The following is a 16,042-nucleotide window of genomic DNA, read 5'->3' on the forward strand; positions in this document are numbered from 1 at the left end:
CAGGACGCCTTCATGGAAAAGACCAAGCAGACTGTACCCTCTGTGGTGCCGCGCCATGTCGCGATCATCATGGATGGGAATAATCGCTGGGCGAAGAAACGCTTTATGCCGGGTGTTGCCGGGCATAAAGCGGGTGTCGATGCGGTAAGGGCTGTGATTGAGGTGTGCGCCGAAGCCAAGGTCGAGGTGCTGACCTTGTTCGCCTTCTCCAGTGAGAACTGGCAACGGCCCGCCGAAGAAGTCAGCGCCTTGATGGACCTGTTCTTCAAGGCCTTGCGTCGTGAAGCCAAGCGCCTCAACGACAACAACATAAGCCTGCGCATCATCGGCGATCGCTCGCGCTTTCATCCCGAACTGCAAGCCGCCATGCGCGAAGCCGAGGCCATTACGGCCGGGGCCAATCGATTTGTGCTACAGATCGCAGCCAACTACGGTGGCCAGTGGGATATCGCCCAGGCTGCACAGCGTCTGGCGCGTGAAGTGCAGGCCGGTCATCTACGGCCGGACGACATCACCCCCGAACTCTTGCAAACCTGCCTGGTGACTGGCGATCTGCCGCTGCCTGACTTGTGCATCCGTACCGGTGGCGAGCACCGCATCAGCAATTTCCTGCTGTGGCAGCTGGCCTACACCGAGCTGTACTTCTCCGACCTGTTCTGGCCGGACTTCAAACACGATGCCATGCGCAATGCGCTGGCCGATTTCGCTTCCCGTCAGCGTCGCTTCGGTAAAACGAGCGAGCAGATCGAAGCTGGAGCCCGGGTTTAAATGCTTAAACAACGAATCATCACAGCACTGATCCTGTTGCCGATCGCCTTGTGTGGGTTTTTCCTGCTCGACGGTTCCGCCTTTGCGCTGTTTATCGGCCTGGTCGTCACCCTGGGTGCATGGGAATGGGCGCGCCTGGCGGGTTTCAGCGCGCAATTGCCGCGTGTCGTGTATGCCGCTGTCGTGGCTGCCTTGGCGTTCCTCTTGTACATCCTGCCGGACCTAGCGCCGTGGGTGTTGGGGGCGGCCGTGTTGTGGTGGGCGCTGGCGACATTCCTGGTGCTGACCTTTCCACGCACCAGCGGCAAGTGGTCAAGTGTGGCCTGCAAGTTGGTGATTGGCTTGTTGATTCTGTTGCCGGCCTGGCAAGGGTTGGTGGAGATCAAGCGTTACCCAATGGGTAACTGGCTGATCCTGGCGGTGATGGTGCTGGTCTGGGGCGCTGATATCGGCGCCTACTTCTCAGGCCGGGCCTTCGGCAAGCGCAAGCTGGCGCCAGCGGTCAGTCCAGGCAAGAGCTGGGAGGGCGTGTATGGCGGCCTGGCGCTGACCCTGGTGATCGCACTCGTTGTCGGTGTTGTGCACGGCTGGTCGGTGAAGGAAATCTTGTTGGCGCTGCTGGCCACCGCCATTGTCGTGTTCATCTCGGTCGTAGGTGATCTCACCGAAAGCATGTTCAAGCGTCAGGCCGGGATCAAGGACAGCAGCAACCTGTTGCCGGGTCACGGCGGCGTGTTGGACCGCATCGACAGCCTGACCGCTGCCATTCCGATCTTTGCCGTACTGTTGTGGATGACCGCTTCGTGAGCCGCCTGCAGCAAGTCACCGTGCTGGGTGCAACCGGTTCGGTGGGGCTGAGCACCCTCGATGTTATTGCTCGTCATCCTGATCGCTATCAGGTCTTTGCCCTGACCGGTTTTACCCGTTTGAGCGAATTGCTGGCCTTGTGCGTGCGTCATGCGCCGCGTTTCGCCGTGGTGCCTGAAGCGGCGGCGGCTCGTGGGCTGCAGGACGATCTGCGGGCTGCCGGGCTGTCCACTCAAGTGTTGGTGGGCGAGGAGGGGCTGTGTCAGGTCTCGGCCGATGCTGAAGTCGATACTGTCGTCGCCGCCATTGTTGGCGCTGCGGGCCTGCGTCCGACCTTGGCTGCCGTGGATGCTGGCAAGAAAATCCTGCTGGCCAATAAAGAAGCGCTGGTCATGTCCGGTGCGCTCTTTATGCAGGCGGTGCGCAAGAGCGGTGCCGTGTTGTTGCCGCTGGACAGCGAACACAATGCAATCTTCCAGTGCATGCCCGGCGATTATGCCCGTGGCCTGAGCCAGGTGGGTGTGCGTCGGATCCTGCTGACGGCTTCCGGTGGCCCGTTCCGACAAACCCCGCTGGCTGAACTGGAACACGTATCGCCCGACCAGGCGTGCGCTCATCCGAACTGGTCCATGGGGCGCAAGATCTCCGTGGATTCGGCGAGCATGATGAACAAAGGCCTGGAGCTGATCGAGGCGTGCTGGTTGTTCGATGCGCGTCCGGATCAGGTCGAGGTGGTGATTCACCCACAAAGTGTGATTCATTCCCTGGTCGATTACGTGGACGGTTCGGTCCTGGCGCAGTTGGGCAACCCAGATATGCGCACGCCGATTGCCAACGCCCTGGCCTGGCCGGAGCGGATCGACTCGGGCGTAGCGCCTTTGGATCTGTTTGCCGTGGCCCGCCTGGACTTCGAAGCGCCGGACGAGCAACGCTTCCCTTGCCTACGACTGGCGCGGCAGGCGGCTGAAGCGGGTAACAGCGCACCGGCGATGCTGAACGCGGCCAACGAAGTGGCTGTGGCGGCATTTCTCGAACGGCGCATCCGCTTTCCGCAGATCGCGAGTATCATCGAGGACGTCCTGGCGCTTGAGCCTGTGGTCGCAGTGAATGAGCTTGGGGCCGTCTTCGAGGCCGATACCAAGGCTCGGGCCCTGGCAGAACAATGGTTGAGCCGCAACGCGCGTTAGTCTGCAGGCAGGTTTGAGTCTTCAGGCACTGGATTGGAATGCGGAGAAATTAGATGAGTGCGCTTTACATGATTGTCGGCACCCTGGTTGCTCTGGGTGTGCTGGTTACCTTCCACGAATTCGGCCACTTCTGGGTGGCGCGTCGTTGCGGCGTCAAGGTACTGCGCTTTTCCGTCGGTTTCGGCATGCCGCTGGTGCGTTGGCACGACCGTCGTGGCACCGAGTTTGTGATTGCAGCTATCCCGCTGGGTGGCTACGTCAAGATGCTCGATGAGCGCGAAGGCGAAGTGCCGGCAGATCAGTTGGATCAGTCTTTCAATCGCAAGACCGTTCGTCAGCGTATCGCCATTGTCGCCGCCGGCCCGATCGCCAACTTCCTGTTGGCGATGGTGTTCTTCTGGGTGTTGGCCATGCTGGGCAGCCAGCAGGTGCGTCCGGTCATTGGCGCGGTCGAGTCGGACAGTATTGCCGCCAAGGCTGGATTGGTTGCCGGGCAGGAAATTGTTTCCATTGATGGCGAACCCACCACGGGCTGGGGCGCGGTCAATTTGCAGTTGGTGCGTCGTCTGGGTGAAAGCGGCATCGTCAATGTGGTGGTGCGCGAGCAGGATTCCACCAGCGAAACCCCGCGTGAGCTGGCCCTCGATCATTGGCTCAAGGGCGCTGATGAGCCTGATCCGATCAAGTCCCTGGGCATACGCCCATGGCGTCCGGCCTTGCCGCCGGTCCTCGCTGAGCTGGACCCGAAAGGTCCGGCCCAGGCTGCCGGCCTGAAAACCGGTGATCGCCTGTTGGCCCTTGACGGGCAGGTGCTGGGTGACTGGCAGCAGGTGGTCGATCTGGTTCGTGTACGTCCTGATACTAAAATTGTGCTGAAAGTTGAGCGTGACGGTGCTCAAATCGACGTCCCGGTGACCTTGTCGGTCCGTGGGGAAGCCAAGGCTGCCGGGGGTTACCTGGGTGCCGGGGTCAAGGCTGTCGACTGGCCGCCATCGATGGTGCGCGAGGTGAGCTACGGGCCGTTGGCAGCGATTGGTGAAGGTGCAAAACGCACTTGGACCATGAGTGTGCTGACCCTGGAATCCCTCAAGAAAATGTTGTTCGGCGAGCTCTCGGTAAAAAACTTGAGTGGACCGATAACCATTGCTAAAGTGGCGGGCGCTTCTGCCCAGTCGGGTGTCGCGGATTTCCTGAATTTCCTGGCTTATCTGAGTATTAGCCTGGGTGTTCTGAATTTGTTGCCCATTCCTGTACTGGATGGGGGGCATCTGTTGTTTTATCTGGTCGAGTGGGTGCGTGGTCGCCCCTTGTCGGATCGGGTGCAGGGTTGGGGGATACAGATCGGTATCAGTTTGGTGGTCGGGGTGATGTTATTAGCCTTGGTCAACGATCTGGGTCGACTGTAACGCTTCGCTGAATTGCGAATCTGCCGCATTTTGCGGCAGTTTGTTTATTGCCAGTTGGAATAAGAAAGGACTTCATGAAACGTCTGCTGCTAACTGCGGTTCTCACCGTATTGATGATCGCCGAAGTTCACGCCGAGTCCTTCACCATCTCCGATATTCGCGTCAACGGCCTCCAGCGGGTTTCCGCGGGTAGCGTCTTTGGTGCATTACCGTTGAACGTCGGTGAACAGGCTGATGACCGTCGCCTGGTGGAATCCACTCGTGCGCTGTTCAAAACCGGTTTCTTTCAAGACATCCAACTGGGTCGCGAAGGCAACGTCCTGGTCATCACCGTGGTCGAGCGACCTTCCGTCGCCAGTATCGAGATCGAAGGCAACAAGGCGATCTCTACTGAAGACCTGATGAAAGGTCTCAAGCAATCCGGCCTGGCCGAAGGCGAGATCTTCCAGCGCGCCACCCTTGAAGGTGTGCGTAACGAACTGCAACGCCAGTACGTTGCCCAGGGTCGGTATTCCGCGACCGTGGAAACGGAAGTGGTGCCGCAACCTCGTAACCGTGTCGGCCTCAAGGTCAACATCAACGAAGGCACCGTGGCGGCGATCCAGCACATCAACGTGGTGGGCAATACCAAGTTCGCTGATGAAGACCTGATCGACCTGTTCGAACTCAAGACCACCAACTGGTTGTCGTTCTTCAAGAACGATGACAAGTACGCCCGCGAAAAGCTGTCCGGTGACCTGGAACGCCTGCGTTCCTACTACCTGGACCGTGGTTATATCAACATGGATATCGCTTCGACCCAGGTGTCCATCACCCCGGACAAGAAGCACGTCTACATCACCGTCAACGTCAACGAAGGCGAGAAGTACAAGGTTCGTGACGTGAAGCTGAGCGGCGACCTGAAAGTGCCTGAAGACCAGGTCAAGGCGCTGTTGCTGGTGCAGAAGGACCAAGTGTTCTCGCGCAAGCTGATGACCACCACTTCCGAGCTGATCACCCGTCGCCTGGGTAACGAAGGCTACACCTTCGCCAACGTCAATGGCGTGCCGACGCCCCACGATGATGATCACACCGTGGACATCACCTTCGTGGTCGATCCAGGCAAGCGTGCCTACGTGAACCGTATCAACTTCCGTGGCAACACCAAGTCTGCGGACGAAGTGCTGCGTCGTGAAATGCGCCAAATGGAAGGTGGCTGGGCATCGACTTACCTGATCGACCAGTCCAAGACCCGTCTTGAACGCCTGGGCTTCTTCAAGGAAGTCAACGTCGAAACCCCGGCCGTACCGGGTGTGGATGACCAGGTTGACGTGAACTACGCCGTGGAAGAGCAAGCATCGGGTTCCATCACCGCCAGCGTCGGCTTCGCACAGAGTGCCGGTCTGATCCTCGGTGGCTCGATCACCCAGAACAACTTCCTGGGTACCGGTAACCGTGTGTCCATCGGCCTGACCCGCAGCGAATACCAGAGCCGATACAACTTCGGTTATACCGACCCCTACTGGACTGCTGACGGTGTGAGCCTGGGCTACAACGCCTTCTACCGCACCACCGACTACAAAGACCTCGACGTTGACGTTGCAAGCTATGCGATCGACAGCCTCGGCGCCGGTGTCAACGTGGGCTACCCGATCAGCGAGACTTCGCGTCTGACGTTCGGTTTGACCGCGCAACAGGATGAGATCAAGACCGGTGTGTACACCGTGGACGAGATCTTCGACTTTACCCGTCGTGAAGGTGACAAGTTCCTGAACTTCAAGGCGTCTGCCGGCTGGTCCGAGTCGACCCTGAACAAAGGTGTACTGGCAACCCGTGGTCACTCCCAGAGCCTCACCCTGGAAACCACCACGCCGGGCAGCGACCTGTCGTTCTTCAAACTCGACTACCGTGGCCAGTTGTTCACGCCGTTGAGCGACAACTACACCATGCGCCTGCACACTGAACTGGGCTATGGCGATGGTTATGGCTCCACCAATGGTCTACCGTTCTACGAGAACTACTACGCGGGTGGCTTCAACTCCGTGCGTGGTTTCAAAGACAGCACCTTGGGCCCTCGTGGTACTCCAAGCCGTGGCGTTGGCGTAACCGGTAACCAGGGCACTGTGGTTGACTCGGACAATGACCCGCTGCCGTTTGGTGGTAACGTTCTGATCCAGGGCGGTGCGGAAATCCTGTTCCCGCTGCCGTTTGTGAAAGATCAGCGTTCCCTGCGGACTTCGGTCTTCTGGGACGTGGGTAACGTGTTCGACTCCAAGTGCGAGCAGATCACCAACCCGAGCGGTGTGAAGTCCAAGACCGAGTGCAACGACGTGAGCCTCAGTAATCTGGCAAGCTCCGTGGGTGTGGGTGTGACCTGGGTGACCGCGCTGGGCCCATTGAGCTTTGCTCTGGCCATGCCGATCAAGAAACCGGATAACGCTGAAACCCAGATTTTCCAATTCTCCCTCGGCCAGACGTTCTAAGCGTCTGACCCAAGATAACGACAACGGATTCTGTAGGAGTGCATCGTGCGTAAGTTGACTCAATTGGTTCTGCTGGCAACCGTGCTGGTAGCGACCCCGGCCTTCGCCGAAATGAAAATCGCTGTCCTGAACTATCAGATGGCCCTGCTGGAGTCCGATGCGGCCAAGCGTTATGCCGTGGATGCCGAGAAAAAGTTCGGCCCACAACTGACCAAGCTCAAGACTCTGGAAAGCAGCGCTAAAGGTATCCAGGATCGTCTGGTCGCCGGTGGCGACAAGATGCAGCAAGGCGAGCGCGAGCGTCTGGAGCTTGAATTCAAGCAAAAGGCCCGTGACTACCAATTCCAGTCCAAAGAACTGAACGAAGCCAAGGCTGTTGCTGACCGTGAAATGCTGAAACAACTGAAGCCGAAACTCGACAGCGCTGTAGAAGAAGTCATCAAGAAAGGTGCCTTTGACCTGGTGTTCGAGCGTGGCGCTGTGATCGACGTCAAGCCTCAATACGACATCACCCGTCAGGTGATCGAGCGCATGAACCAGCTGAAGTAAGCCATGACCGCGACTATCAAGCTCGGCGAGTTGGCCGAGTTCCTGGGAGCCACCTTGCGTGGCTCCCCGGAGAAAGAAATCACTGGGCTAGCCACCTTGCAGGAGGCTGGCCCAGCTCAGTTGAGCTTCCTCGCAAACCCCCAATACCGTAAATACCTGGTCGATAGCCAAGCTGCAGCCGTGTTGCTGAAAGCCGCTGACGCCGAAGGGTTTGCCGGGGATGCGCTGGTGGTGCCTGACCCTTACCTGGCCTATGCGCGGGTGTCGCACCTGTTCGATCCGAAACCCAAGGCTGCTGCCGGTATTCATCCGTCTGCGGTCATTGCCGAGGATGCCCAGGTTGATCCTGCGGCCAGCATCGGCGCCTTTGCGGTGATCGAGAGTGGGGCACGCATTGCGGCCGATGTCACGGTTGGTGCCCACTGCTTTATCGGCGCGCGCTGCGAAATCGGCGCCGGCGGTTGGCTGGCGCCTCGCGTGACCCTGTACCACGATGTGCGTATCGGTGAGCGTGTAGTCATCCAGTCGGGTGCCGTGATTGGCGGTGAAGGTTTCGGCTTTGCCAACGCCAAGGGCATCTGGAACAAGATCGCCCAGGTCGGCGGTGTGCTGATCGGTGACGACGTGGAAATCGGCGTGAACACGGCTGTCGATCGCGGGGCCCTGGCCGATACCGTGATTGGCAATGGCGTGAAGCTCGACAACCAGATCCAGATCGCCCATAACGTGCAGATTGGCGATCACACCGCCATGGCGGCGTGCGTGGGTATCTCCGGCAGCACCAAGATCGGCAAGCATTGCATGCTCGCCGGTGGCGTCGGGCTGGTAGGGCATATCGATATTTGCGACAACGTCTTCATCACCGGCATGACCATGGTCACCCACTCGATCACCGAGCCCGGGGCCTATTCTTCCGGTACCGCCATGCAGCCTGCGGCTGAATGGCGCAAGAGTGCAGCGCGGTTGAGGCAGCTCGACGACATGGCTCGACGTCTCAAACAGCTGGAAAAGCGTGTTGGGGACGTGACCCCTGGCGGTAATGCTTCATCAGAAGGCTGATACCATTTCCATATCAAGTGTGCACAGCCGCTAGACTGCCTCCTTGATTTGCTAGCGGGGCGTGCGTTTAGTTCGCCCGCCCCCAATCTTTATTACAGGCTTCCCCCCGAAATGATGGACATCAACGAGATTCGCGAATACCTGCCTCACCGTTACCCGTTCCTGCTGGTGGATCGCGTAGTGGACCTCAACATCGAGGAAAAGCGCATTCGTGCCTACAAGAATGTCAGCATCAACGAACCGTTCTTCAACGGTCACTTTCCCGCGCATCCCATCATGCCGGGTGTGTTGATCATCGAAGCGATGGCCCAGGCTGCCGGTATCCTTGGTTTCAAAATGCTCGACCTCAAGCCTGCCGACGGCACGCTTTACTATTTCGTGGGCTCCGACAAGTTGCGTTTCCGCAACCCGGTGACCCCGGGTGACCAGTTGATCCTGGAAGCCAAGTTCATCAGCTGCAAGCGCCAGATCTGGAAGTTCGAATGCCAGGCTTCGGTGGACGGCAAGCCGGTATGCTCCGCCGAGATCATCTGCGCGGAACGCAAACTATGAGTTTGATTGACCCTCGCGCAATCATCGATCCGTCGGCCGTTCTGGCCGCCGACGTTGAGGTCGGCCCCTGGTCGATCATCGGCGCAGGTGTGGAAATCGGCGAGGGGACTGTCATCGGGCCGCACGTGATCCTCAAAGGTCCGACCCGCATTGGCAAACACAATCGCATCTACCAGTTCTCGTCGATAGGCGAGGACACCCCGGACATGAAGTACAAGGGGGAAGAAACACGCCTGGTAATCGGTGACCACAACATCATCCGTGAAGGCGTGACCATTCACCGTGGTACCGTTCAGGATCGGGCCGAGACCACCCTGGGTGATCACAACCTGGTGATGGCCTATGCGCATATCGGTCACGACAGCGTCATCGGCAACCACTGCATCCTGGTCAACAACACCGCGTTGGCCGGGCATGTGCACGTTGACGATTGGGCGATTCTGTCCGGGTTCACCCTGGTCCATCAGTACTGCCATATTGGCGCCCACAGCTTTTCCGGCATGGGCACCGCCATTGGCAAGGACGTTCCGGCATTTGTCACGGTATTCGGCAACCCGGCCGAAGCGCGCAGCATGAACTTCGAAGGCATGCGCCGTCGTGGTTTCAGCGAAGACGCCATCCACGCCCTGCGCCGAGCCTACAAGGTGGTTTACCGCCAGGGGCTCACGGTTGACCAGGCGTTGACCCAACTGGTCGAGCCGGCAGCGTTATTCCCGGAAGTCGCGGTGTTCCGTGACTCGATCCAGGCGTCGACCCGCGGCATCACCCGCTGATCATGGCCAATCTGCGTATCGCGCTGGTGGCCGGGGAAGCTTCCGGCGACATTTTGGGCGCAGGTCTTATGCGGGCCCTCAAGGCCCAGCATCCGGCGGTTGAATTCATTGGCGTCGGCGGTCCACTGATGCAGGCTGAAGGGCTCACGTCCTACTTTCCTATGGAGCGTTTGTCGGTCATGGGACTGGTCGAAGTGCTGGGTCGCCTGCGTGAGCTGTTGGCCCGTCGCAAGCTGCTGATCCAGACCCTGATCGAAGAAAAGCCCGACGTGTTCATCGGCATCGATGCGCCGGATTTCACGCTCAATATCGAACTCAAATTACGTCAGGCCGGCATCAAGACCGTGCACTACGTCAGCCCGTCCGTGTGGGCGTGGCGGCAGAAGCGCGTGCTCAAGATCCGTGAAGGCTGTGACCTGATGCTGACGTTGCTGCCGTTCGAGGCGCGGTTCTACGAAGAGAAGGGCGTGCCGGTAAGGTTTGTCGGACATACCCTGGCCGACACGATTCCGTTGCAGGCTGACCGCGCCGCCGCGCGTGCCGAACTGGGCTTGCCCGACGGCCCGTTGGTCGCGCTGATGCCTGGCAGTCGTGGTGGCGAAGTTGGCCGCCTGGCCTCGGTATTTTTTGATGCTGCCGAGCGTCTGCAAGCCTTGAAGCCGGGCGTACGTTTCGTGCTGCCCTGCGCGAGCCCGCAGCGTCGTGCGCAGATCGAAACGCTGCTGGAAGGCCGCAACCTGCCGTTGACTCTGCTCGACGGCCAGTCGCACCTGGCCCTGGCGGCCTGTGATGCGGTGCTGATCGCCTCCGGCACTGCCACTCTGGAGGCCTTGCTCTACAAGCGTCCGATGGTGGTGGCCTACCGCTTGGCGCCGTTGACCTTCTGGATTCTCAAGCGCATGGTCAAAAGTCCTTACATCTCCCTGCCCAACCTGCTGGCCCAACGCCTGTTGGTACCGGAATTGTTGCAGGACGATGCGACGCCTGAGGCCCTTGCGCAAACGCTGCTACCGTTGATCGACGGCGGCGAAGAACAGACCCGTGGTTTTGACGACGTCCATCGCCTATTGCGCCGTGATGCCTCGAACCAGGCGGCCGACGCCGTGCTGACCTTGATCGGCCAGAAAAAGGAAAGCGTATGAACACGCAAATAGGCCTGGATTTCAGCCTGGTTGCCGAAGCCCACGAACTGGTCGCTGGTGTCGACGAAGTCGGGCGTGGGCCTTTGTGCGGTGCCGTGGTCACGGCGGCGGTGATTCTCGATCCGAACCGTCCGATCCTCGGCCTCAATGACTCGAAGAAACTCACCGAGGCGCGCCGTGAGAAGCTCTACGATGAGATCATCGAAAAAGCCTTGAGCTGGCATATCGCTCGGGCCGAAGTCGAAGAAATCGACGAGCTGAATATTCTTCACGCCACCATGCTCGCGATGCAGCGTGCGGTTGAAGGCCTGCACATCACGCCAAAAATGGCAATGATCGACGGTAACCGTTGCCCCAAGCTGGCCATGCCTTCTGAGGCAGTGGTGAAGGGCGATAGCAAGGTACCTGCCATCGCAGCCGCCTCGATCCTGGCCAAAGTCAGCCGTGATCGTGAAATGGCCGCGTTCGAATTGATCTATCCCGGCTACGGCATTGGCGGGCATAAAGGCTATCCGACGCCCGTTCATCTGGAAGCCCTGGCTCGCCTGGGGCCGACGCCGATCCATCGCCGTTCGTTCGCCCCGGTTCGCCAGGCCTACGAGCTGCGCGAGAGCCTCAGCGAGGTCTAGTCGCAAGGCTGATGTTTTGCTCAAGGCCCGGTACAATCCGGGCCTTGTTGTTTTCCACGTATAAGAGATCACTATGCTGGCTTCATTCGTTCACCTACGCCTGCACACTGAATACTCCTTGGTCGACGGCCTGGTACGGATCAAACCGCTGGTCAAAACCCTGGTAGGCATGAACATGCCTGCGGTCGCGGTGACCGATCAGAACAACATGTGTTCCCTGGTCAAGTTCTACAAGAACGCCATGGGTGCCGGCATCAAGCCGATCTGCGGCGCCGACCTGTGGCTGTCCAACAAAGACCCGGATAACCCCCTGAGCCGTATCAGCCTGTTGGCGATGAATGGAGTGGGTTATCGCAACCTCACCGAACTGATTTCCCGTGGTTTCATCGACGGCCAGCGCAATGGCTCGATCATCATCGAGCGCGAATGGGTCGCCGAGGCCAGCGAAGGCTTGATCATGCTGTCGGCCGCCAAAGAGGGCGAAATCGGTATCGCGCTGTTGGGCGGCAATCCGCAGGAAGCCGAAGTCTTGGCCAAGGAGTGGATGCAGGTCTTTCCTGACCGTTTCTACCTGGAAGTCCAGCGCACCAATCGCCCCAACGACGAAGAGCACCTGCACGCCGCTGTGGCTCTGGCTGACAAGCTGGGCGCGCCGCTGGTTGCCACCAACGATGTGCGCTTCATCAAGAAGGAAGATTTCGAGGCCCACGAAACCCGCGTGTGCATCGGTGAAGGCCGGGCTTTGGACGACCCGCGTCGCTCGAAGAACTACAGCGAAGAGCAGTACCTCAAAAGCGCCGACGAGATGGCCGAGCTGTTCAGCGACCTGCCCGAGGCCCTGGAAAACTCCGTCGAAATTGCCAAGCGTTGCAACATCGAAGTCAAGCTGGGCAAGCACTTCCTGCCCAACTTCCCGATTCCGGATGGCATGACCATCGACGAGTACTTCCGCAAAGTCTCGTTCGACGGCCTCGAAGAGCGGCTCAGCGTCCTGCTGCCCAAGGAAACCACCGAAGATTACGACGCCAAGCGCCAGGTCTACGTCGACCGGTTGAATTTCGAGCTGGATATCATCATCCAGATGGGGTTCCCCGGTTACTTCCTGATCGTAATGGACTTTATCCAGTGGGCCAAAAGCAACGGCGTGCCGGTAGGTCCGGGCCGGGGGTCGGGTGCCGGTTCGCTGGTGGCTTACGTACAGAAGATTACCGACCTCGACCCGCTGGAATATGACCTGCTGTTCGAACGCTTCCTGAACCCGGAACGGGTTTCCATGCCCGACTTCGACGTCGACTTCTGCATGGATGGCCGTGACCGCGTGATCGAATACGTGGCCGAGAAATACGGTCGCAATGCGGTGAGCCAGATCATCACCTTCGGTTCCATGGCGGCGAAGGCTGTAATCCGTGACGTGGCGCGGGTGCAGGGCAAGTCCTACGGCTTGGCGGACCGTCTGTCGAAGATGATCCCGTTCGAAGTCGGCATGACCCTGGAAAAAGCCTACGAGCAGGAAGAAATCCTGCGCGACTTCATCAAGATCGATGAAGAAGCCGCCGAAATCTGGGACATGGCGCGCAAGCTCGAAGGCGTGGTACGTAACGTCGGTAAACACGCCGGCGGTGTAGTGATTGCGCCTACAAAACTCACCGACTTTTCGCCGATTTATTGCGACGAAGAAGGCGACGGCCTGGTAACCCAGTTCGATAAGGATGACGTGGAGGCGGCCGGCCTGGTGAAGTTCGACTTCCTTGGCCTGCGGACCCTGACGATCATCGACTGGGCGCTCAAGACCATCAACCGTGACCGCGCCAAGGTCAACGAAGCGCCGCTGGATATCGCGTTTATCCCGCTGGACGACAAACCGACCTACACCTTGCTGCAAAAAGCCGAGACCACGGCGGTGTTCCAGCTTGAGTCGCGGGGCATGAAAGAGCTGATCAAAAAGCTCAAGCCCGACTGCCTGGAAGACTTGATCGCACTGGTGGCCCTGTTCCGTCCGGGCCCGCTGCAATCGGGCATGGTGGACGACTTCATCAACCGTAAGCACGGCCGCGCCGAGCTGGCGTATCCGCACTCTGACTACCAGTACGAAGGCCTCAAGCCGGTATTGGCGCCGACTTACGGCATCATCCTGTATCAGGAACAGGTGATGCAGATCGCCCAGGTGATGGCCGGTTACACCCTGGGTGGCGCGGACATGCTGCGTCGCGCCATGGGTAAGAAAAAGCCCGAGGAGATGGCCAAGCAGCGTGGCGGTTTCATTGAGGGTTGTGCAACCAACAATATCGACGCGGACCTCGCCGGTAACATCTTCGACCTGGTGGAAAAATTCGCCGGTTATGGCTTCAACAAATCCCACTCCGCCGCCTATGGCCTAGTGTCGTACCAGACTGCCTGGCTGAAGGCCCACTACCCGGCGCCGTTTATGGCCGCGGTACTCTCGGCGGATATGCACAACACCGACAAGGTCGTGACCTTGATCGAAGAAGTGCGCACCATGAAGCTGCGCCTCGATGCGCCGGACGTGAACGCCTCTGAGTTCAAGTTCACGGTGAACGACGAAGGCCGCATCATTTATGGGCTGGGCGCGATCAAAGGCGTAGGCGAAAGCCCGGTGGAAGCTATCGTTGAAGCGCGTCAGAGTGGGCCGTTCGCCGACCTGTTCGACTTCTGCGCGCGGGTTGACCTCAAGCGCATTAACAAGCGTACTCTCGATGGCCTGATCCGCAGCGGCGCACTCGACCGTCTCGGCCCGTATTTCCATGATGAGCCCAAGGCTTACCAGGCGAATATCGACCGCAACCGTGCGGTGCTGCTCACCGCCATGGAAGAAGCGATCAAGGCTGCCGAACAGACCGCCCGCACCCATGACAGCGGCCATGCCGACCTGTTTGGCGGGTTGTTCGTCGAAGAAGACGCGGATGTGTACGCTAACCACCGCAAGGCCAAGGAGCTGACCCTCAAGGAGCGCCTCAAGGGTGAGAAAGACACCTTGGGCCTGTACCTTACCGGTCACCCGATTGATGAATACGAGGGCGAGATTCGTCGTTTCGCCCGTCAGCGCATCATCGACCTGAAACCTGCGCGGGATACCCAGACCGTCGCTGGCATGATCATCGCCTTGCGGGTGATGAAGAATAAAAAGGGCGACAAGATGGGCTTCATCACCCTTGACGACCGTTCAGGGCGCATTGAAGCCTCGCTGTTTGCCGATGCCTTCCACTCCGCACAGTCGCTGTTGCAGACCGATGCCATGGTGGTGGTGGAAGGGGAGGTCAGCAACGATGACTTCTCCGGCGGCCTGCGCCTGCGGATCAAGCGGGTGATGAGCATGGAAGATGCGCGCACCAACTTGGCCGAAAGCCTGCGCTTGAAGGTGAAAACCGAAGCGCTCAAGGGCGATCAGCTACGCTGGTTGGGTGATTTGCTCAAGCGCCACCGTGGCGCGTGCCCGGTGACCATGGAGTACACCGGCAGTGACGCCAAGGCCATGCTGCAGTTTGGCGAGACCTGGCGAATTGATCCGGCTGATGGCTTGATTCAAGCATTGCGTGACCAGTTCGGCCGTGACAACGTCTTCCTCCAATACCGTTGACGGTCAGGCAGTCCTGCATAGCCTGATCTCGACTGAACATTTAATCTCGACCTAAACGCGCCTCTCCCTTAAGGTAGGGCGCGAATAGACAACCGGCTGGCCAGGCACGCCCTGGCCGTCGACCCAAGACGGACGCTTATGAACCCGAATTTTCTTGATTTCGAACAGCCGATCGCTGACCTGCAAGCCAAGATCGAAGAACTGCGCCTGGTCGGCAATGACAATTCGCTGAATATCGGCGATGAGATCGCTCGCCTGCAAGACAAGAGCAGCACGCTCACCGAAGACATCTTCGGCAAGCTGACCAGCTGGCAGATCGCGCGTTTGGCTCGCCACCCGCGCCGTCCGTACACCCTGGACTACATTCAGCACATTTTCACCGAGTTCGACGAACTGCACGGCGACCGCCACTTCTCCGACGACGCGGCCATCGTAGGCGGTATCGCTCGCCTGGACGACCAGCCGGTGATGGTGATCGGTCACCAGAAAGGCCGTGAAGTGCGTGAGAAGGTTCGCCGCAACTTCGGCATGCCGCGTCCTGAAGGCTACCGCAAGGCGTGCCGCCTGATGGAAATGGCCGAACGCTTCAAGATGCCGATCCTGACCTTCATCGACACGCCGGGTGCTTACCCAGGTATCGACGCTGAAGAGCGCAACCAGAGCGAAGCGATCGCCTGGAACCTGCGCGTCATGGCCCGCCTGAAAACCCCAATCATCGCCACCGTGATTGGTGAAGGGGGTTCCGGCGGCGCACTGGCTATTGGCGTCTGCGACCAGTTGAACATGCTGCAGTATTCGACCTACGCGGTGATTTCGCCGGAAGGTTGCGCCTCGATCCTGTGGAAAACCGCCGAGAAAGCGCCGGACGCTGCCGAAGCCATGGGTATCACCGCTGATCGCCTCAAAGGTTTGGGTATCGTGGATAAAGTCATCGCCGAGCCTTTGGGCGGCGCCCACCGCGACCCGGCTGCTGCCGCCGCGACGATCCGCGCTGAACTGGGTTCGCAGCTGGCGATGCTCAAGAAGCTGGATAACGAAGCGCTGCTGGCCCGTCGTTATGAGCGTTTGATGAGCTACGGTCTCTGATCTGACCGACGACGCTGGACCATTGTG

13 protein-coding genes are annotated in these 16,042 nt (G+C 59.3%); all 13 read left to right on the plus strand.

Going from position 1 to position 16,042, the window contains the following annotated elements; translation table 11 throughout:
• Positions 1-12 precede the first annotated feature (12 nt).
• The 13 genes from uppS to OZ428_RS08105 all read left to right on the plus strand — a co-directional run bounded on the left by uppS (position 13) and on the right by OZ428_RS08105 (position 16,015).
• A complete protein-coding gene (gene uppS / locus OZ428_RS08045) occupies positions 13-768 on the plus strand; it encodes a polyprenyl diphosphate synthase (protein ID WP_016974405.1) in 756 nt (251 codons plus the stop codon).
• A complete protein-coding gene (locus OZ428_RS08050; protein WP_269133067.1) occupies positions 769-1,575 on the plus strand; it encodes a phosphatidate cytidylyltransferase in 807 nt (268 codons plus the stop codon). It begins immediately after the preceding gene.
• Positions 1,572-2,762: a 1-deoxy-D-xylulose-5-phosphate reductoisomerase gene (ispC, locus tag OZ428_RS08055; RefSeq protein WP_061435546.1), complete on the plus strand. Its 1,191-nt coding sequence runs from the start codon at positions 1,572-1,574 to the stop codon at positions 2,760-2,762. The genes OZ428_RS08050 and ispC overlap by 4 nt, the downstream gene beginning before the upstream one ends.
• 53 nt (positions 2,763-2,815) lie before the next feature.
• A complete protein-coding gene (gene rseP / locus OZ428_RS08060; protein ID WP_033902790.1) occupies positions 2,816-4,168 on the plus strand; it encodes a sigma E protease regulator RseP in 1,353 nt (450 codons plus the stop codon).
• A 74-nt stretch (positions 4,169-4,242) separates the two neighbouring features.
• Positions 4,243-6,630 carry an outer membrane protein assembly factor BamA gene (bamA, locus tag OZ428_RS08065; protein ID WP_033902789.1) on the plus strand — a complete coding sequence of 796 codons (2,388 nt, stop codon included), beginning with the start codon at positions 4,243-4,245 and terminating at the stop codon, positions 6,628-6,630.
• A gap of 45 nt (positions 6,631-6,675) precedes the next feature.
• Positions 6,676-7,179 carry an OmpH family outer membrane protein gene (locus OZ428_RS08070; RefSeq protein ID WP_033902788.1) on the plus strand — a complete coding sequence of 168 codons (504 nt, stop codon included), beginning with the start codon at positions 6,676-6,678 and terminating at the stop codon, positions 7,177-7,179.
• Between the two features lie 3 nt (positions 7,180-7,182).
• On the plus strand, positions 7,183-8,238 hold the full coding sequence (lpxD, locus tag OZ428_RS08075; protein ID WP_269133068.1) for a UDP-3-O-(3-hydroxymyristoyl)glucosamine N-acyltransferase: 1,056 nt from the start codon (positions 7,183-7,185) through the stop codon (positions 8,236-8,238).
• 111 nt (positions 8,239-8,349) lie between these two features.
• Complete coding sequence (gene fabZ / locus OZ428_RS08080) at positions 8,350-8,790, plus strand: 3-hydroxyacyl-ACP dehydratase FabZ (RefSeq protein WP_016976866.1); 441 nt, start codon at positions 8,350-8,352, stop codon at positions 8,788-8,790.
• Complete coding sequence (gene lpxA / locus OZ428_RS08085; protein ID WP_033902786.1) at positions 8,787-9,563, plus strand: acyl-ACP--UDP-N-acetylglucosamine O-acyltransferase; 777 nt, start codon at positions 8,787-8,789, stop codon at positions 9,561-9,563. The genes fabZ and lpxA overlap by 4 nt, the downstream gene beginning before the upstream one ends.
• A gap of 2 nt (positions 9,564-9,565) precedes the next feature.
• Positions 9,566-10,705, plus strand: coding sequence for a lipid-A-disaccharide synthase (gene lpxB / locus OZ428_RS08090; protein WP_269133070.1), 1,140 nt, complete (start codon positions 9,566-9,568; stop codon positions 10,703-10,705).
• Complete coding sequence (rnhB, locus tag OZ428_RS08095) at positions 10,702-11,334, plus strand: ribonuclease HII (RefSeq protein ID WP_269133071.1); 633 nt, start codon at positions 10,702-10,704, stop codon at positions 11,332-11,334. The genes lpxB and rnhB overlap by 4 nt, the downstream gene beginning before the upstream one ends.
• 73 nt (positions 11,335-11,407) lie before the next feature.
• Positions 11,408-14,929 carry a DNA polymerase III subunit alpha gene (gene dnaE, locus OZ428_RS08100; protein WP_269133072.1) on the plus strand — a complete coding sequence of 1,174 codons (3,522 nt, stop codon included), beginning with the start codon at positions 11,408-11,410 and terminating at the stop codon, positions 14,927-14,929.
• A gap of 138 nt (positions 14,930-15,067) precedes the next feature.
• Positions 15,068-16,015 carry an acetyl-CoA carboxylase carboxyltransferase subunit alpha gene (locus OZ428_RS08105; protein WP_016976871.1) on the plus strand — a complete coding sequence of 316 codons (948 nt, stop codon included), beginning with the start codon at positions 15,068-15,070 and terminating at the stop codon, positions 16,013-16,015.
• Positions 16,016-16,042: the final 27 nt, after the last annotated feature.

The sequence above is a fragment of the Pseudomonas sp. GXZC genome, from assembly GCF_026967615.1.
Classification (GTDB): Bacteria; Pseudomonadota; Gammaproteobacteria; order Pseudomonadales; family Pseudomonadaceae; genus Aquipseudomonas; species Aquipseudomonas azotoformans_A.